Below are 18,043 nucleotides of genomic sequence, written 5' to 3' on the forward strand. Positions count from 1 at the left end.
CTATAGGAGTCCTCACAGGCTTAGCGATACTATTCCTTATTCATATTTCTAATTACTAAAATCAATCATTATGACCTCAATAATAAAGTATATCATCAGTCTCTTAATAGTCATTTGTGCACAGCAAGTAGTTGCACAACAACTCACTGGATCTTATGCAGGGACTATAACTGCTCAAGGAGTTGAAATTGAACTTATTTTTAATTTTCAAACTATAGATGGCAATCTTACGGTTACTATGGATGTACCTATGCAAGGAGCGTCTGGAATAGCTATGGATAGCGCCACACTTGAAGAAAATAAGATTTCTATAACAAGTGCAAAACTAAAAATGAGGTATCTTGGGACTATATCAAATGATAACATCTCAGGAACCTACACTCAGCTAGGTACTGACTATCCATTACAATTAATGAAAACAGAAAAAACACTCCCAGGAAATACATCATTACCATCATCAAGCGCTGCACTTGCAAAACTCATTACACAAGAAGATGGAGATTTTAAATATAAAGTAGAAGATTACTTCCAGACGCCAGAGGCGTATGCTTTTAAACTTTCACCAGATGGAAAGTACTTGTCGTACATGAAGCGTAGAGAAGATGGAAAAAGAGATCTTTTTCTAAAAAATACGACTACTCAAAAAGAAATCAAGCTTGTAGAACAGCAAGAAGATTTAATACGTAGCTACTTCTGGGCGAGCGAAGATCGCATTGTGTACTCACAAGATAAAGGCGGTAATGAAAATTACCATCTCTTTGGAGTAAATCTAGACGGCAGTGGTAATGAAGAGTTAACACCTTTTGATGAGGTGCGCGTAGCTGTACTAGCCGTTCTTAAAGAAGACAAGGATCACGTTATCGTGCAGATGAATAAGGATAACCCTGCACAAGAGGAGCCTTATAAATTAAACATCAACACGGGTGCTATTGAGAAGCTGTACACCGTACATGAGGGAGATGCACCGGTAGCAGGATACGATTTTGACAAGCATGGAAACCTACGTGCAATCTCAAGAATTATCAATGGCGTAGACATGGAGTTGCTTTACAATATTGATGGTGAGTTTGTAAAAATAATGGAAGTCCCTTTTGGAGAAACTTTCGGTATCAGTCGTTTTGATTATGCTTCAGATAATCCAGATGCGGCTTATGTGATTTCTAATCTTGAGACAGATAAAATCGAGATTCAGCGTTATGATTTGCGAGCAAATAAGGTGCTGGCAACCATGTACAAGGATGAGACGTATGACGTGAGCGGAATTACGCTTTCGCGAAAGCGTAACTACGAGATTGATTATTTTTCGCACAATGGTGAGAAAGCGGTTATCGTACCTGTAAGTGATACCTATAAAAAGGTACAAGAGCGTTTGCAGAAAGATTTTGGCGAGAAAGATTTTTATGTAGTAGGACGCACAGATGATGAAAGTAAAATGATGGTTGTGGTAACGAGCGATCGCATTATAGGCGAGTATCACCTCTATGATGTGGAGGAGGATACGGTAACGTTGCTGTATAAAATTCTTCCTCAGCTTGAGGAGCAAGATATGGCTGCAATGACTCCTATCAGTTTTAAGAGTCGTGATGGGATTACTTTACACGGGTATCTTACCATGCCTAATGGGGTAAAAGAAGGTCAAAAAGTACCTATGATTGTAAATCCGCATGGAGGACCGCAAGGGATACGTGATAGCTGGGGTTTTAACCCAGAAGCACAATTATTTGCTAGCCGTGGATATGCTACGCTAGCCGTAAACTTTAGAATTTCTGGTGGATATGGTAAAGAATTTTACACCTCTGGTTTTGGACAAATAGGTCGTAAAGCGATGGATGATGTAGAAGATGGTGTAGATTATGCAATTTCCCTCGGACAGATTGACAAAGATAAAGTTGCCATTTATGGTGCAAGTCACGGTGGATATGCCGTGCTACGCGGAATGACCAAAACACCAGAAAAATATGCTTGTGGTGTAGATTATGTGGGTGTGAGTAACTTACATACCTTTATGGAAACTATCCCGGCGTACTGGGAGAAGTACCGTGATATGTTACATACCATCTGGTACAATCCAAACAAGCCAGAGGAGAAGAAAATCATGGATGAGATTTCTCCAGCTCTTCATGTAGACAAGATTGTAAAGCCACTATTTGTGGTACAAGGAGCAAATGATCCTCGAGTAAATATAGACGAGGCAGACCAAATTGTTGAGCAATTAAGAGCTCGCGGAGTCGAGGTGCCATACATGGTAAAGTATGATGAAGGTCACGGTTTTGGGAAAGAAGAAAACACGTTGGAGTTGTATAAAGCAATGATGGGCTTTTTTGCAGAGCACTTAAAACAAGAAGAAGTTGTTACTCTTAAAAAGTAGATTACAATGTACGCTTTTGCGAAAATTTGAATAAAAAAACCCTGAATGTCATTTGACATTCAGGGTTTTTAATGAGGTATAATTTCCTATTTTAAACCTTCCCACTCGGCATAAAATTGGGCTAGGAAGCCTTCCATATATTGGTGGCGTTTTTCTGCCATCTTCTTACCTGTTTTAGTATTCATTCTATCTTTTAATAACAATAGCTTTTCATAAAAGTGATTGATGGTAGGAGCGGTACTTTTTTTATACTCCTCTACTGTCATAGCTAGCTGAGGTGCTATTGCTGGATCGTAGAGTTTTCTATTTTTAAACCCTCCGTAGTTAAAGGTGCGTGCAATCCCTATGGCTCCTATTGCGTCTAGTCTATCTGCATCTTGTACAACATCTAGCTCTGGCGATGTAAACGCTTGCGCTTTATTTCCGCCTTTAAAGGATATGTTTTTAATGATTTGTACAACATGTTCAATTACGGTACTATCACAGTTTTGGTTTAACAAAAACTCTGTTGCCATTTTAGGAGCAATAGTTTCATCACCATTAAAAAATTTCGAATCTGCAATGTCATGTAATAACGCGCCAAGCGCTACAACGAGAGGATCTACCTTTTCTCCTTGAGCTATCTTTACGGCGCTTTTATACACCCGTTCTATATGAAACCAGTCATGACCACCTTCGGCATTTGCAAGGGTGGTTTTTACAAAGGTGATGGTGTTGTCTATGAGTTCTTGGTGTTCTTGTGTCATCTTCAGAAGAGGTAGAATAGATTATAATCTCAAATGTCGGCAGTTTGTTTCAGACCTACAAGGTTACTTATGGCAAAACCATGTAGTTTGAAATGTTACTTTTTCGCGAAAGCGCACTGAAAACAAAATGCATACGCATAAAAAAACCACCCTAAAAAGAGTGGCTTATTTTTATTGCCGTCTAGCGACTAAAGTTTGCAGATTACTCTACGTGCTCGTTAAAAGCATCCATAAGGTTTTCTGCAATCATTTCTGCAGGTCTTCCCTCAATGTGGTGACGCTCTAACATATGTACTAACTCGCCATCTTTAAAAAGCGCCATAGAAGGGCTTGATGGAGGAAATGGTACCATAAAAGAACGTGCAAGATCTGTTGCCTCGCCGTCTACTCCTGCAAACACAGTAAATAAGTTATCTGGCGTCTTCCCGTTTACTGTAGCATGTACAGCAGCTGGGCGTGCGTTACGAGCAGCACAACCACAAACAGAGTTTACAACCATAAGGGTCGTTCCTTCTTTTTTCATTGCAGCGTGTACGTCGTCTGTTGTATGTAATTCTGTGAAGCCATTTCTGGTAAGGTCTTCACGCATAGGTTTTACTAAATCTGGTGGATACATAATCAATATATTTTGATAACAAAGGTACAAAAAGTGTTCCTCCTTTGTATGACGGAAAATATGTCAGATTCTTACTATAATTTCCTATCGCTTTTATAACAAGCTGTAAGTATGACACAAAAGCGTAACAAAGGATATGAGCCCTCGTCTAATCTTAAGAACTCGTAGATTTGCAGTTCTAAAAGATTGAGAATTACTTATGATTAAATATATAGGAGCCGTAGTAGGTTGGTTTTTGGGACGTGGATTTTTTGGAGCTTTAATAGGCTACATTATCGGCAATGTGATAGACATGATGATGAGTACAAATAAGGGAGCATCTAAGGGTGGGTCTCGTGGCCAACGCTTTAAGGATGTTTTTGAGCAAGCCACACAGCAGAATGTCTCACCTGGTGATTTTGAACTTAACTTGCTTTCACTAGCATCTATTGTGATTAAGGCAGATGGAAAAATAAGCCAGACAGAACTAGACTATGCTAGAGCATACTTTGTAAGAGCGTATGGAAAGGAGCGTGCAAATGCAACCTTTAGAACTTTTAATGATGTAATTAAAAATCGTGAGATTTCGGCATCAAAGATATGTACATACCTTAATGCTAGAACGCGTTATGAGGTTAGATTACAGATTTTGCACTTCTTATTTGGTATCGCAGGAGCAGATGGGCAAATAAGTCAGCCAGAAGTAAATGTACTGGGGACTATTGCAGGATATTTTAGAATCAACCATCAGGATTTTGAGAGTATTAAAAACATGTTTGTTAAGAAAGCAGATAGTGCGTATAAAATACTAGAGATAGATAAGTCTGCCACCAATGATGAGGTGAAGAAAGCCTTTAGAACCATGGCCAAAAAATATCATCCAGATAAACTTATGGACATGGATGAAGCCTACCGAAAAGGTGCCGAGGAGAAGTTTAGAAACGTGCAAGAAGCATACGAGCAGATTCAAAAAGAACGAGGTATTTAACGTCTTTCTTAGTATAACCTTACTATTTCTTTAAGATACATTGTGTATAGCGCTTAGTAACTTTGTAACAAAACAACGTTATGAAGACGCCTTCCGTATTATTTTTTGATGTTAACGAGACTCTTTTAGAGCTTACAGCTTTGAAGAAGAGTGTCACTACTGCTTTAAATGGGAGGGAGGAGCTTGTACCATTATGGTTCAGCACGTTATTACATTACTCACTAGTTGAAAACGTAACAGGAGATTATAAAGATTTTAGCGAGATAGGTGTCGCAGCATTGCAAATGGTAGCCGCAGGTAATGACATAACCATCACAAAAGAGCAAGCCGAAAATGCGGTAATTAAACCCTTCAAAAGTTTGACGCCTTATAAAGAAGTAAAACAAGCACTAGAGGCGCTCAGGGATCAAGGCTTCAAGCTCGTTGCGCTCACAAATTCATCAATTTCTGGACTAGCCGAGAAGTTAACATATGCTGAAATAAAAGATAACTTTGACACCTTGCTAAGTTGCGAGACTGTAGGAGCTTTTAAACCTAGCTTAGAAGTTTATAGTTGGGCACTTTCAAAATTGAATGTAGATGCAAAGGATGCTATGATGATTGCTGCTCACGGTTGGGATATTACTGGTGCAAAAAAGGCAGGAATGCAAACTACGTTTATAAGCAGGCCAGGTAAACAAATGTATCCACTAGCTCAAAAGCCCGATTATATTGTTGATACACTCGATGGTCTGGTAGACATCTTCTCAAATAAATAAGCTACTACTTTTTAAATAACACCTTAAATGCTCCTTTTATAAAAGGAATTTTAGGCGCACTTAAAATAACTTCAAGCTCGTCTTTTAATGAAGATTCTTCATCTAGAAATCTAAAGATGTGTGCGGCTTTTCCTTTTTTAAACATGCGTGTAAAAATCTCTGCACCACGTTCATTGTGCGCAGCAAGCACTTCAAGTAATACGCCATCATAAAAAGTCCAACGGTTTTTAAGGCTATAGTTTTTTAAAGGTTTACCACTTTTTAAAAAGTCAATAAGCGCCGCCGATTTTTTTAAGGTATGCTTAAACGTATATCCTGTACTCGCTTTTGTCCACCCGCCTGCAGTACCTATATGTAGCACATGCTTGCTATTATGTTGAGCAAAGTTATAAGTGGTCATAGGGATACTCCCTAGCTCTCGATCTGTGATTTCATAATCTGTCACTCCAAGATTATTTAAATAATCTTTTATAGCTTTTTCGTATTCTTCCTTTGGGAGTAAATCTTTAGAAAACAGTGTGTACTCTACAAGAGCTTCGTGAGGCGAAGTAGGAAGTACATACATAAATCTGCAATTACCTTTTTGAGCTACGCTAAAATCCATGTACGTTGCTACTTTAGGGTTAAAAACAGCCTTGTCAGTCTTTACAAACCAGCCTACGAAGTGTTGTTGTAATACCACAGCTTCTTGTTGATTTTCTAGCTGCTCTGGCTTGTAAATGCTATTTAAAATTGTGGCAGCATGATATTCGTGATCAATAGTTTTTGCAATTGCTCCGTTTTCTTTTTCGGTGATATGTGTTACTTCACCTTGTATAAACGTGATATTGCTATGTTGCGATAATTCCGCTTTCGCGAAAGCGTACAATTGCTCACTCTCCACCTTTTTGTAGGTATATGGAGATATGTCTATGGTCGTACTTTGTTTATTTCCTTTAATTAATACCGAAGGCCAAGAGTAAGAAACGACGCTTTCAAACAGATCTGGAGTAGTCTCCCAAAAACACCAAGTGCGATCATTTTTTTTATGGAGATCTTGATCGATGATAGCAATAGACGCATTTTTAAAAAAGGGGTCTCTTGACATACGAAGCGCTGTAGTTAGTCCAGAAAGACCAGCACCTAGAATAATATAGTCGTATTGATTTTGCACATGATAAAGATACGCGGAAGTTGTAAAAGAAGTAGTGTCATTTGTAACTTTACCATGTGACTCAAACTACAATTTTTAATAATACATTTTTACTACATCCTACTGGCGCAATGTATTGGCAGGAGCAAGATATATTACTCATCGCCGATGTACATTTTGGGAAAGTAGCTCATTTTAGAAAACATGGTAGTGCCGTTCCTCAAGAGGCGATACAAACTAATTTTGAACAGTTAGATAGAGCAATTGCTTGTTACAACCCTAAGGAGGTTTGCTTTCTAGGAGACTTATTTCATTCTGACCTTAATATAGAGTGGGCTTATTTTGAAAAATGGATAAGCGATCAAACTGTAAGATTCACACTGGTGATTGGAAATCATGATATCATCTCTCCGTTGCGATTTGAAAAACTGGGCATCACCATCTACGAGGAACGACATATCAATCAATTTTTACTCACACACCATCCCGAAGAACGAGATGGACAATATAATTTTTGTGGTCACATTCATCCTGGAGTTCGACTACAAGGTATGGGAAGACAAGCGCTAAAAATGCCCTGCTTTTTCAAGAAAAAAAGTCAGCTCATATTGCCAGCTTTTGGCACTTTTACGGGTAATTATTTATTAGAACCAGAAGAAGGTGATGAGGTATTTGTGCTAACTCCGGAGGAAGTTATCTTAATTGAATTATAGTTTATTAGCTATCTTATAGAAGTACTATTAATTAGGATCTTATTTCTAATTACTATGGCACACATTTTTAATGGTCTGAGCAATAGTCTAACTTTGCAGCCTTAATACAACAGGTGATGGATAGAGATAAATTAGAACTTTCAAAAGAAGAAATGACAGCATACGGATATCGTATAGTAGATGCTGTAGTAGAACATTTTGAAACTCAAAACAGTAAGTTTCCTTTAGCTTCTGGAACACGAGAGGAAATGGATTCCTTGTTTCTAGAAGAAGCACCAGAAAAAGCTTCAGATCCACAAGAAGTGCTGGAGTTTGTGATAGAGAAGGTGATGAAGCAAAGTGCAATCATTACACATCCTAAGTCATTTTCATTTGTTCCCGGACCAAGTAACTACGTGAGTGCAATGTCTGACACACTAGCTACAGGTTTTAATATATTTTCTGGCGGATGGTCACAGTCACCACCAGCAGCAGAGCTTGAGATCGTAACGATAAGTTGGTTGCTTAAAATCTTTGGATTACCAGTAAAAAAAGGAGGAGGTCTCTTTACCAGTGGTGGATCTATGGCAAACCTTACTGCCATTGTTACTGCTCGTCGCGTGATGTGCGGAGAAGACTTTGCAAATGCAGTCATTTATCTTTCAGATCAAGCGCACTCTTCAAATATTAAGGCGCTACGTATCGTAGGTTTTACAAAAGATCAAATACGATTAATACCAACAGATTCAGAATTTAAATTTTCTACTATAAAACTTCGTAGTGCTATTGCTCGTGATAGACTGGAAGGTTACAATCCGTTTTGTGTAATTGCTACTGCAGGAACTACAAATACGGGAACAGTAGATCCTCTTACTGAAATTTCAAAAATCTGTAAAGAAGAGAAACTGTGGTTTCACATAGATGGAGCATACGGAGGAGCAGCAATTCTTGCAAAAAATGGCAAAGAACTTTTAAAAGGAATTTCTAAAGCAGATTCTCTCACTGTAGATCCGCACAAGTGGTTCTTCCAACCTTACGAGATGGGTTGTTTATTAATACGCAATCACAAATACTTGAAAAGTACCTTTCTTGAGAAGCCAGAGTATTTAAGAGATATAGAAGGCAATGAATCTGAGATTAACTTTTATGATCACGGTGTCCAGCTTACAAGACGTTTTAGAGCACTTAAATTCTATATGTCTTTAAAAACATTTGGCCTAGAAGGATTTAGAAACGCTATCACATATAACATCAAAATAGCCGAAAAGACCGAGAAGCTACTTCGTAAAAGTAAAAAATGGGAGATTGTATCACCAGCTACGCTAGCGATTATTAATTTTAGATATAATCCTTTAGGTACTGATTTTTCAGAGAAGAAATTAGATGAACTTAATCAGAAAATTTCTGGGATGGTGACGGCATCTCGAGAGGCTCAACTTGTAACTACAATTCTCAATAAGCAAGTAGTGCTTCGTATGTGTTTGATTAATCCACGTACTACTTTTGACGATGTAAAAGATACTCTAGCACTTTGCGAAAAATTTGCAGATGAGATCTTAGGATAAGGAAAGCTTCGGTTTTGTGAATATTTTAGCAGTAGCTAGGGGTGTTTGAACATAGTAGCCTATGTAACTTTACTAAAAATCAGTGATTATGAAAAAGACCTATGCGATTGTTAATTTTCTTTCTGTGTTATTAGTCCTCGCAGTAAACGGACTTTCACAAGCCCAGCGCTGGAATAATACTACGATAGGTGAAGCTTCAGATAAGTATGAGAACTTATTTACTCCAGCAGGATATGCATTTTCTATCTGGGGGGTGATTTTCTTAATGCTCATAGGATATTCGCTTTTTCAAATACGTCGTGCCTTTTTTAGTAAGAAAGAATCACCGTTTATTATACAGACCGGCTGGTGGTTTGCCATTGCAAATTTTCTTAACGCAGCTTGGGTGGTTGCATTTACGTATGATTATATAGGATTATCTGTACTTATTATGCTAGGAATTTTATCGAGCTTATTACTCGTAATCTGGCGCACTAATATGGAACGTTGGGATGCTCCCATTGAGGTCATTGGACTTGTGTGGTGGCCTATTTGTATTTATTCTGGGTGGATAGCCGTTGCTACTATTGCAAACTTCTCTGCTTTCTTTTCTAGTATAGACCTAAAGGGTACAGAGCTTAACGAGGTTGTGTGGACTATGGTAATGATTACTGTGGCTGTACTTATAAATGTACTTATGGTATGGTTACGTAATATGAGAGAGTTTGCGCTGGTTGCTGTGTGGGCACTTGTAGCGATATTCATAAGACATAAAGATCAATATGAGAGCATCGCTTACTACGCTTTACTAGGAGCAGTAGTATTAGTAATAATTACTATGCTACACGCTTTTAAGAATAAGGAAACCGCTCCTCATTTAAAATTCAAGGAACGGTTTCTTGATAATTAAACCATACTCTGCATATCACTTGCAAATGTAGGATATGCAAAAATCGTCTCTCTAAACTGTGTACAGGTTAACTTTTGCTGTATTGCCATTGCAAATAAGTTGATCATCTCACTCGCCTCTGGCGCTAGAATCTCAGCGCCAAGTATCTCATCATTTTCACCCTTAAGCGTTTTGTAGCAATAGTTCTTTGAGTTTAATCTCTTTACACTAAACCAGTCTGGAACGTGCTCACTTAATACTTTATAAGAAATGCCTTGCTCTTTTGCTTCGTCTTCTGTGAGTCCTACCATTGCTAGCTGTGGTGTTGTATAGACTGCTGTCGGTATTGCTGGAAAATTATATTTGGTATGTGTTCCAGTAGCCAGCTGTACACCTACGTGTCTACCTTCCTTACTAGACAGTGGTGTGAGTGGCAGAGAACCAGAGTCTGCTACATCACCACAGGCATATACATTAGGGTTAGTAGTGCTTTGTAAATACTCATTTACCTTAATACCTCTAGGGGTAGTTGCTACATTTCCTTTGTCAAGCGCAAGCATATCTACAGAGGGTACACGTCCAGAGGTATTAAAAACCATTTCGGCTTTTACGCTCTGCTCTTCGCCATCACGTGTATAAAAAACGCGTGTATTTTTTTGAAGCATTTCGGCGCGGATAACATCTGCATTAAAAATAAAGTTGATTCCTATTTTTTTAGACTCTTCTTCTAAGAGACCCGTGATACTAGCATCAAACATTTTTAAAACACGCTCCCCACGTTCTATAATTGTTACATCTACACCACAGCGTGCCGCGATATGAGCAAACTCCATAGCGATATAACCTCCACCCACAAAGATAATGCTCTCTGGCAGGGCTGGTAATTCAAGAAAATCGTCTGAGGTTTTAAACAACTCAGCACCTTCAAAGTGTAGCGGTCTAGGGATAAGACCAGAGGCAATAACGACCTTATCTACCGTTACTTTTTTACCCTCAACGCTTAGAAGACCTTCCTCTATAAATTGAGGCGACTGGTGGTACATTGTAATCCCTAGTTTATCTAGCGATTCTTCGGTTTTTATGGGCATTGCAGAGACAAACTTTTCTTTAAATTTTTGAAGCGCTTGCCAGTCTATTTTTGGGATTTCGGTCACGCCTACCGCTGCCATATCGCTTGTTCTAGCAATGATTTCACTGGCGTTAAGGAGTACTTTTTTGGGGTCACAACCTCTATTTGCGCAGGTGCCGCCATACTCACGATTATCTGCAATGGCTACTTTCATTCCTTCTTTAGCACAACGTGTTGCCACCTGTCTACCTGCGCTGCCCGATCCTATTACAAAAACGTCATAATGTTCAAATCCCATACCTTCTTTTTTTTATAAAGGTAGTGCGGTAATCTGCCTTTGGGTGTTATGGAAATTGTAAAATCTTAATCACGCTTTCGCGAAAGCGTACTCACAACTCTTATAAAATCTGTAAAAAATGTTATTACTGCTGGTTTGAAAATCCGTCTACTACCGTTTTAGCAGTGCCGTCTATGGCAAACGTATTGTGACGTAAATTTTTAATAAAGATGAAGAAGAAAATCACATAAATCATTTGCGAGCCTACCAGATCCCAGTCTTCCTTAAAAGAAGTTCCCGCCATTAATAATGTGATTAATACAAAACTTAGTGCTGCGGCAATACGTGTTTTAAACCCTATAATTAATAAGATGCCCAGTACAAGCTCCACAATAGGTAGTCCAAAAGCGATAGGCTCCACCAGAGCGGGTGGTAACATTGTTCCCTCAAAACCTTTTGATAGTCCGCTAGCAAAGCCTTCCATTTTAGGAAGTCGCACTACCCCGTGCAATAAGAAGTTGATTCCTATGGTAATACGCGCGATTACAAATGCTAGCTGATGATCTGTCCAATGTTTCATACTTTAAAAGTAGAAAATAGAAGAGAGGTGTAATGTTATGAAAATGGTAAAAAGTAAATAGCGCTTTCGCGAAAGCAAAAAACCCAATACTAGTCAGTATTGGGTTTTAGCATATGTTCAAGTACACTAGCTCGTTTCGTACTTAGACAGATTGGCAAGAATATTTTCACTTTCTTTTAATTTTTCATCTATGTCTTTATAAATGAATTTGCTTCCAAAATAAGCGACAATGAACCAAGTAAGGATTGCAACACTAATCCATATTCCCTTTGCGAGATTAAGGGTGTGATTACCTCCAGAAGTCCACGCATAAAAGCCCACTCCTACGGTAGCCATCCATATACCCACTATTGATAGGTCATAAATAGCGGTCTTTGCAGTGTGAATTCTAAATTTACTTACCTCCTTTTGAAGTGCAATTATACTTAGACTCTCAATATTTAATTTTTTGAGAGGACTGTGTTGTATGTATGAGAAAATCATTGCTGCTGCACCAATGCTTACAATTCCTACATAAAAAGCACTCCCCCATAATTTGTACATAAGAAACAGTGAAGCTATCGCATAAATGAGAGCCATATTTTTTCCTGCGAGCGATATGTTTAAAAACTTATTAAAGCTACTCTGAGATTTGTTAAGTTCAAGTTGTTTGATTTTATTTTCATTGAATTGTACACGAGCCTCCAATTGGTTCATATCCTCTTTCCAAATATTTTTTATATCGTCTATATTCATAATATTAGTTTTTAGCAGATGAAAGCTCCTGCTTCCATCGGTTTTTAATACGACTAATCTTAGTCGCTACATTTGTTTTTGTAATACCTAAAATATCTGCAATGACCTCATAGTCTTTATCCTCCAGATATAAAAACATTAAGGCTTTATCAAATTCATTGAGACCAGCTAGCAATTTTCTTAAACGCTCCTGCTCATAACTCCCTTCACTAGTCTCAGGAGCTGGAGTGAATTCAAGTAAACTTGTATCTAGTCGTACAGTGTTACTTTTTTTCTTGAACGTTTTACGATAATGTGAGATAGCAACATTCATTGAGATTCTATACAACCACGTGGTTATTGCATAGCTATCATTATAAGAGCTTAAAGATTTCCAAATCTGGATGAGAATCTCTTGTTCTAAGTCTTTTTTATCATCATCGTTTGTACAGTACATTGTGATCACTTTATATAAAATGCCTCTGTGCCTTTTGACAATGTCAATAAATGTAATTTGCTTATTCAAGCTGTTTCGTATTTTGGGTATACCTTATTATTCGCAGGAAATTTCAATAAATCACAATTAGAGAAAAATAATTTAATTTATTTTATTTACTCTGTTCAAAACGTTTGTTTAATTTAAGAAACCATTTACTTTTTAAGCTTTCGCGAAAGCGTACTCAAGACTATCTTTGTAAAAAATCTTATTTCTTGAGTAAATCAGAACTCTCACAGCACTTTGCACAGTCTCTGCCACTGCAGAAACTAGGGGAAGCTATTGCCCATTCTCAACGTATACAAGCAAAAGGTCTCACGGGATCGTCATTATCTTTTGCTGTAAGTCAGCTTTTTGAAGGCCAAGAGCGCCCTGTATTGTTAATTCTTAATGATAAGGAAGAAGCGGCTTACTATCTCAATGATCTTGAAGCCTTGCGCAAGGAAGAAAACGTACTCTTTTACCCTGGCAGTTACAGGCGTCCTTACCAGATTGAGGAGACAGATAATGCAAATATCTTGTTGCGTGCGGAGGTGCTTAATCGTGTAAACTCACGTAAAAAGCCAGCTCTCATCGTGACGTATCCAGATGCGTTATTTGAAAAAGTAGTGACACGTAAGGAGCTAGATAGACAAACGCTCAAGGTTACTGTAAATGATAAGTTATCGCTAGATTTTATAAATGAGATGCTCTTTGAGTATCGTTTTAAAAGAGTAGATTTTGTAACAGAGCCGGGTGAGTTTTCGGTGCGTGGAGGTATTGTAGATGTATTTTCATTTTCGCACGACAGGCCGTATCGTATAGAGTTTTTTGGCGATGAGGTAGATAGTATTAGAACCTTTGATGTTGAGAGTCAGCTGTCGTTAGACCAAGTAAAGAAAATATCAATAATGCCTAATGTGGAGAACAAGGCATTAGAAGAAACAAGAGCTAGTTTCTTAAAATACATCTCTGCAAAGACAGTCGTTTTTATTAAAAACAGGTCCTTGCTATACGACCGTACAGATCAAAACTTTTCTAAAGCCGAAGAAGCTTTTGAAAACCTCTCACAAGAGGTAAAACGCAACTCACCAGAAGAGCTTTTTTGTCACGGTAAAAATCTAAAAGAACAACTTGACTCTTTTACCACTATAGATTTAGGCAGTAGTGCAGAGGTAGGTGAGATAGAACATAGCATCACCTTTGATGTGGCGCCACAGCCATCTTTTAATAAGCAGTTTAACCTCCTTATAGAAAACTTAAATGATAACCACGCTCGTGGTTATAAGAATATTATCACCTGTAGTAGTGAGCAGCAAGCAAAGCGTTTTCAAGACATTTTTGATGATGCAGATGCTATTGTATCGTCCTATGAAACCATTGTGCTATCACTTTATCAAGGTTTTGTAGATAATGATACAAAAATGGTGGTGTATACAGATCACCAGATCTTTGAACGCTACCATAAGTTTAATATCAAAAATGGCTATGCAAAAAAGCAAGCCATCACGCTCAAGGAGCTTACTAACCTAAGTGTAGGTGATTATGTCACGCACATAGATCACGGTATAGGAAAATTTGGCGGACTCAAAAAGATAGACGTTGAGGGTAAAATGCAAGAAGCCATCAAGCTTATTTATGGTGAGCGTGACATCTTATACCTGAGTATACACTCACTACATAAAATCACCAAGTACAACGGTAAGGACGGTAAGCCGCCACAAGTATATAAACTAGGAAGCCAAGCCTGGAAAAAGCTTAAAGCCAAAACAAAATCTAAGGTAAAACATATAGCCTTTAACCTTATAAAACTCTATGCAAAACGCCGCCTGCAAAAGGGATATGCCTTTGGGCCAGATACCCATATGCAGCACGAGCTAGAAGCCAGTTTTATATATGAAGACACTCCAGATCAAAGCAGCGTTACAGAAGATGTAAAACGCGATATGGAGAGCGATCGCCCTATGGATAGACTAGTGTGTGGTGATGTAGGTTTCGGTAAAACAGAAGTTGCCATACGTGCCGCGTTTAAGGCGGTAGATAACGGTAAGCAGGTAGCAATACTGGTTCCTACTACAATACTTGCCTATCAACACGCACGTACGTTTAAAGAACGCCTTAAAGGTTTCCCTGTGACGGTAGAGTATCTCAACCGTTTCCGTACAGCCAAAGAAAAAAGAGAAGTGCTCGCCGGCCTCGAGAGTGGTGCGGTAGATATTGTGATAGGTACGCACCAGCTCACTAGTAAAAATGTTATTTTTAAAGACCTAGGTCTCCTAGTAATTGATGAAGAGCAAAAGTTTGGCGTAGCCGTAAAAGATAAACTCAAGACTATCTCTGAGACCGTAGACACGCTTACACTCACAGCAACACCTATACCTCGCACCTTACAATTCTCACTTATGGCGGCTCGTGATCTTAGTACCATCACCACGCCACCACCTAACCGTTACCCTATAGAAAGTAATGTTGTGCGCTTCTCAGAAGAGGTGATACGAGATGCAGTCTCGTATGAGATACAACGTGGTGGGCAGGTATTTTTTATTCATAATCGTATAGAGAATATAAAGGAAGTCGCTGGCCTCATACAGCGTCTTGTGCCAGATGCAAAAGTAGGCGTAGGTCACGGCCAGATGGAAGGTAAAGCCCTAGAGGCAAAAATGCTCTCGTTTATGAATGGGGAGTTTGATGTACTGGTCTCAACCACCATTATAGAGAGTGGTCTTGATGTACCTAATGCAAATACCATTTTTATAAACAATGCAAATAACTTTGGACTCTCAGACCTACACCAGATGCGTGGTCGTGTGGGACGAAGTAATAAAAAGGCCTTCTGTTATTTTATCACACCGCCATACTCTGTAATGACCGAGGATGCTAGAAAACGTATCCAGGCGCTAGAGCAGTTTTCTGTACTAGGAAGCGGTTTTAATATCGCGATGAAAGATCTTGAGATACGTGGTGCAGGAGATTTATTAGGAGGAGAACAGAGCGGCTTTATTAATGAAATAGGTTTTGATACCTATCAAAAAATCCTCAATGAGGCCATAGATGAACTCAAAGAAGATGAGTTTGCAGAGCTGTATAAAGATGATCCCGCTTTCGCGAAAGAAGAAAGAGAATACGTAAAAGACACTGTACTTGATACCGACTTTAGTCTTCTCTTCCCAGATGATTATGTTAATAGCATTACAGAGCGCCTTAGTCTCTACACTGAGCTGAATAATGTAAAAACCGAAGAACAGCTTGATGCCTTTGAGGCAAAACTTGTAGATCGTTTTGGACCCTTACCAGATGAGGCCGAAGACTTGCTGGACTCTGTGCGCATTAAGTGGGTAGCAACTAAGATAGGCCTAGAGAAAGTAGTAATGAAAAATGGCAAACTCACAGGCTTCTTTATAGCAGACCAGCAGAGCTCTTTTTACCAGAGTCCTACCTTTGGTCGTGTGCTTAAGTTTGTACAAGAAAATGCATACCGCGTGAGCATCAAAGAAAAGAAACTGTCGAAAGGACTTAGACTTCTCTTAAAATCTGACGATGCAAAAACTGTAAATGACGTTGTCGCTTTATTAAGACCATTAATGCCAGCGAGTACTCAAAAAGTAACCGAAAAGACCTCAGTAGGTGATGAGTAAATCTTGGAAAACTTTGCTTGCGGTAATCGCTGCAATTATTACCATTATAGGTTTAGTAACTGGGAAGTTTCTGTTCTTTGTGATTTGGTTACCCTTGGGATGGTTATTTAACTCAAAAAAGGAAGATCGTGTGGACTAAGTATTCTTTTTTCTTATTGTGTACCTGTGTCTTGCTACTGACATCAGTGAGTCGTGCGCAAGCACAAGATGCCGTAAAAACCGAAAGAGAATACCGAATTAAACCCGAGCTTGTACCGCAAAAAGCAAAAGACTTTATTACCACCTTTAAGATAAATCGTTCTATAAAATGGTTACAAGAAGTAGGTGATGATGGCGCTAGTATTGAAGCAAAGTTTAAATACAAAGGACAACGTCACAGTGTAGAGTTTACAACAGATGGTGTGCTAGAAGATGTAGAAATTGTCATTGGCTTAGGAGATGTGCCAGAAGACACTAAACAAGAGATAACCAGCTATTTTGCGCAAGAATTTGATTATTTTAAGGTAGAAAAAATACAAGCGCAGTATAATAATACGGTAAAAGAAATAATAAATAGAACTGCAAAAAAGCTCGTAGCCTCATCACTCATTCCGCATTATGAGGTCGTTGTAAAAACACGTAATTCTGGTAAAAAATCAAAGCGTTATGAAGTTCTTTTTAACGAGAAAGGAGCCTTCATAAGTAGGTCTCAAATAAGCATACGACGTGATAATATTCTACGCTTTTGAGTATGTTTAAATTCTCATCATTTATCCTCATATTTTTTACGAGCGCGTTGCTTTACGGGCAATCGCTTTATGAAGTGGGTATACTTCCAGAAGTGAACATTGGCACAAAAATCAATGCGCTGTGGAACATCAATATAGAATTTGCGCCACGTTTTGAAGTAAGTGAAGGCGATTTTAAGGGTGCTAATGATACAGATGTATTTTACTCATTACTAGATGTCACCACGGTTGCCACGCGCACTGTGGGAGTAGATGCAAAAGTGGGGATAGGATATTTAGCTCGTTTTCGTGATAAGGACCTTATACACCGTGCGATACAACAGTACTCATTTACTGTACCTTATTTTGGTTTCCGTTTGGGGCATCGCTTCCGTACAGATCAAACATTTAATGCTAGGCAAAAAGTTGAGTTTAGAGCGCGATACAGATTATCTTCAGATATATCGCTCAATGGTGAGTTTATAGACCCAGGAGAAGTGTATTTAAAACTAGGGAACGAGTATGTATATTCCATTCAAGGAGATGCAACAGATCTGGAAGTCAGGTTTGTGCCTACTTTGGGGTATTATGTAAACGATGCAAATAAACTAGAGGTTGGCGTAGACTACCGTATGGATTCATTTCTTAAAGCTACTGCAAATCATAGATTCTGGATAAATCTGGGGTATTACTTGAGTTTGTAGGGTTGCGCTTTCGCGAAAGCATAAGTAACACATAATATTTACTTTCATTAATAAGATCATAGTCTATTATATCCAGAGGTGTTACCAGGATTTGTAAAGTCAATAGTCATACGGTATATCTCCATGTTAATTGATGAAAAAGATCAACAGAATTACAAGGGAATTACTGG

General features: G+C 38.5%; 17 protein-coding genes. 10 read left to right on the forward strand and 7 right to left on the reverse strand.

Going from position 1 to position 18,043, the window contains the following annotated elements:
- The first annotated feature begins 70 nt into the window (after positions 1–70).
- Positions 71–2,368 carry a prolyl oligopeptidase family serine peptidase gene (locus SJY23_RS05570; RefSeq protein ID WP_396597765.1) on the forward strand — a complete coding sequence of 766 codons (2,298 nt, stop codon included), beginning with the start codon at positions 71–73 and terminating at the stop codon, positions 2,366–2,368.
- A gap of 86 nt (positions 2,369–2,454) precedes the next feature.
- Here the strand turns inward: SJY23_RS05570 and SJY23_RS05575 are convergent, their stop codons facing one another.
- Both SJY23_RS05575 and SJY23_RS05580 read right to left on the reverse strand, forming a co-directional pair.
- A complete protein-coding gene (locus SJY23_RS05575; protein WP_396597766.1) occupies positions 2,455–3,114 on the reverse strand; it encodes an HD domain-containing protein in 660 nt (219 codons plus the stop codon).
- A gap of 202 nt (positions 3,115–3,316) precedes the next feature.
- A complete protein-coding gene (locus tag SJY23_RS05580) occupies positions 3,317–3,730 on the reverse strand; it encodes a BrxA/BrxB family bacilliredoxin (RefSeq protein WP_035334951.1) in 414 nt (137 codons plus the stop codon).
- 199 nt (positions 3,731–3,929) lie between these two features.
- On the opposite strand from SJY23_RS05580, the gene SJY23_RS05585 reads away from it, so the two are divergent.
- Together SJY23_RS05585 and SJY23_RS05590 are read left to right on the forward strand one after the other, a co-directional pair.
- Entirely contained in the window at positions 3,930–4,697 is a 768-nt protein-coding gene (locus tag SJY23_RS05585; protein WP_396597767.1) for a TerB family tellurite resistance protein, read from the forward strand.
- 80 nt (positions 4,698–4,777) lie between these two features.
- Positions 4,778–5,455 (forward strand): haloacid dehalogenase type II, encoded by a 678-nt coding sequence (locus tag SJY23_RS05590; protein WP_396597768.1) that lies wholly within the window; start codon positions 4,778–4,780, stop codon positions 5,453–5,455.
- A gap of 4 nt (positions 5,456–5,459) precedes the next feature.
- Here SJY23_RS05590 and SJY23_RS05595 read toward each other — a convergent pair whose 3' ends face one another.
- Entirely contained in the window at positions 5,460–6,608 is a 1,149-nt protein-coding gene (locus SJY23_RS05595) for a lycopene cyclase family protein (protein WP_396597769.1), read from the reverse strand.
- A 56-nt stretch (positions 6,609–6,664) separates the two neighbouring features.
- On the opposite strand from SJY23_RS05595, the gene pdeM reads away from it, so the two are divergent.
- From pdeM to SJY23_RS05610, 3 genes are all read left to right on the forward strand, one after another.
- Positions 6,665–7,300, forward strand: coding sequence for a ligase-associated DNA damage response endonuclease PdeM (gene pdeM, locus SJY23_RS05600; RefSeq protein ID WP_396597770.1), 636 nt, complete (start codon positions 6,665–6,667; stop codon positions 7,298–7,300).
- Positions 7,301–7,416: 116 nt separating this feature from the next.
- Positions 7,417–8,844, forward strand: a complete 1,428-nt coding sequence (locus SJY23_RS05605) for a pyridoxal phosphate-dependent decarboxylase family protein (RefSeq protein WP_396597771.1) — start codon at positions 7,417–7,419, stop codon at positions 8,842–8,844.
- An 88-nt stretch (positions 8,845–8,932) separates the two neighbouring features.
- Positions 8,933–9,733 (forward strand): tryptophan-rich sensory protein, encoded by an 801-nt coding sequence (locus SJY23_RS05610; RefSeq protein ID WP_396597772.1) that lies wholly within the window; start codon positions 8,933–8,935, stop codon positions 9,731–9,733.
- Here the strand turns inward: SJY23_RS05610 and SJY23_RS05615 are convergent.
- The 4 genes from SJY23_RS05615 to SJY23_RS05630 all read right to left on the reverse strand — a co-directional run bounded on the left by SJY23_RS05615 (position 9,730) and on the right by SJY23_RS05630 (position 12,878).
- On the reverse strand, positions 9,730–11,079 hold the full coding sequence (locus SJY23_RS05615; RefSeq protein ID WP_396597773.1) for a dihydrolipoyl dehydrogenase family protein: 1,350 nt from the start codon (positions 11,077–11,079) through the stop codon (positions 9,730–9,732). The genes SJY23_RS05610 and SJY23_RS05615 overlap by 4 nt on opposite strands.
- A 124-nt stretch (positions 11,080–11,203) precedes the next feature.
- Positions 11,204–11,638 (reverse strand): DoxX family protein, encoded by a 435-nt coding sequence (locus tag SJY23_RS05620; protein ID WP_396597774.1) that lies wholly within the window; start codon positions 11,636–11,638, stop codon positions 11,204–11,206.
- Between the two features lie 126 nt (positions 11,639–11,764).
- Complete coding sequence (locus tag SJY23_RS05625) at positions 11,765–12,373, reverse strand: hypothetical protein (protein ID WP_035334942.1); 609 nt, start codon at positions 12,371–12,373, stop codon at positions 11,765–11,767.
- A 4-nt stretch (positions 12,374–12,377) separates the two neighbouring features.
- On the reverse strand, positions 12,378–12,878 hold the full coding sequence (locus tag SJY23_RS05630) for an RNA polymerase sigma factor (protein ID WP_035334941.1): 501 nt from the start codon (positions 12,876–12,878) through the stop codon (positions 12,378–12,380).
- A gap of 185 nt (positions 12,879–13,063) precedes the next feature.
- Here SJY23_RS05630 and mfd point away from each other — a divergent pair, with 185 nt between their 5' ends.
- From mfd to SJY23_RS05650, 4 genes are read left to right on the forward strand one after another with little or no spacing between them, the layout of a single operon-like run.
- Positions 13,064–16,462, forward strand: a complete 3,399-nt coding sequence (mfd, locus tag SJY23_RS05635; protein WP_396597775.1) for a transcription-repair coupling factor — start codon at positions 13,064–13,066, stop codon at positions 16,460–16,462.
- Positions 16,455–16,601: a hypothetical protein gene (locus SJY23_RS05640; RefSeq protein WP_396597776.1), complete on the forward strand. Its 147-nt coding sequence runs from the start codon at positions 16,455–16,457 to the stop codon at positions 16,599–16,601. Before mfd ends, SJY23_RS05640 begins: the two co-directional genes overlap by 8 nt.
- A gap of 46 nt (positions 16,602–16,647) precedes the next feature.
- Positions 16,648–17,190 carry a hypothetical protein gene (locus tag SJY23_RS05645; protein ID WP_396597777.1) on the forward strand — a complete coding sequence of 181 codons (543 nt, stop codon included), beginning with the start codon at positions 16,648–16,650 and terminating at the stop codon, positions 17,188–17,190.
- 2 nt (positions 17,191–17,192) lie between these two features.
- Positions 17,193–17,873, forward strand: coding sequence for a DUF2490 domain-containing protein (locus SJY23_RS05650; protein WP_396597778.1), 681 nt, complete (start codon positions 17,193–17,195; stop codon positions 17,871–17,873).
- The last annotated feature ends 170 nt before the right edge of the window (positions 17,874–18,043 follow it).

Source organism: Dokdonia sp. R86516 (assembly GCF_044596715.1).
In the GTDB taxonomy this organism is placed as follows: Bacteria; Bacteroidota; Bacteroidia; order Flavobacteriales; family Flavobacteriaceae; genus Dokdonia.

Coding starts and splice junctions, on each gene's coding strand:
- SJY23_RS05625 (WP_035334942.1), bottom strand. CDS start 12,373: ATGAATATAGACGATATAAAAAATATTTGGAAAGAGGATATGAACCAA.
- SJY23_RS05575 (WP_396597766.1), bottom strand. CDS start 3,114: ATGACACAAGAACACCAAGAACTCATAGACAACACCATCACCTTTGTA.
- SJY23_RS05605 (WP_396597771.1), top strand. CDS start 7,417: ATGGATAGAGATAAATTAGAACTTTCAAAAGAAGAAATGACAGCATAC.
- SJY23_RS05580 (WP_035334951.1), bottom strand. CDS start 3,730: ATGTATCCACCAGATTTAGTAAAACCTATGCGTGAAGACCTTACCAGA.
- SJY23_RS05640 (WP_396597776.1), top strand. CDS start 16,455: ATGAGTAAATCTTGGAAAACTTTGCTTGCGGTAATCGCTGCAATTATT.
- SJY23_RS05650 (WP_396597778.1), top strand. CDS start 17,193: ATGTTTAAATTCTCATCATTTATCCTCATATTTTTTACGAGCGCGTTG.
- SJY23_RS05615 (WP_396597773.1), bottom strand. CDS start 11,079: ATGGGATTTGAACATTATGACGTTTTTGTAATAGGATCGGGCAGCGCA.
- SJY23_RS05570 (WP_396597765.1), top strand. CDS start 71: ATGACCTCAATAATAAAGTATATCATCAGTCTCTTAATAGTCATTTGT.
- SJY23_RS05610 (WP_396597772.1), top strand. CDS start 8,933: ATGAAAAAGACCTATGCGATTGTTAATTTTCTTTCTGTGTTATTAGTC.
- SJY23_RS05590 (WP_396597768.1), top strand. CDS start 4,778: ATGAAGACGCCTTCCGTATTATTTTTTGATGTTAACGAGACTCTTTTA.
- SJY23_RS05585 (WP_396597767.1), top strand. CDS start 3,930: ATGATTAAATATATAGGAGCCGTAGTAGGTTGGTTTTTGGGACGTGGA.
- SJY23_RS05620 (WP_396597774.1), bottom strand. CDS start 11,638: ATGAAACATTGGACAGATCATCAGCTAGCATTTGTAATCGCGCGTATT.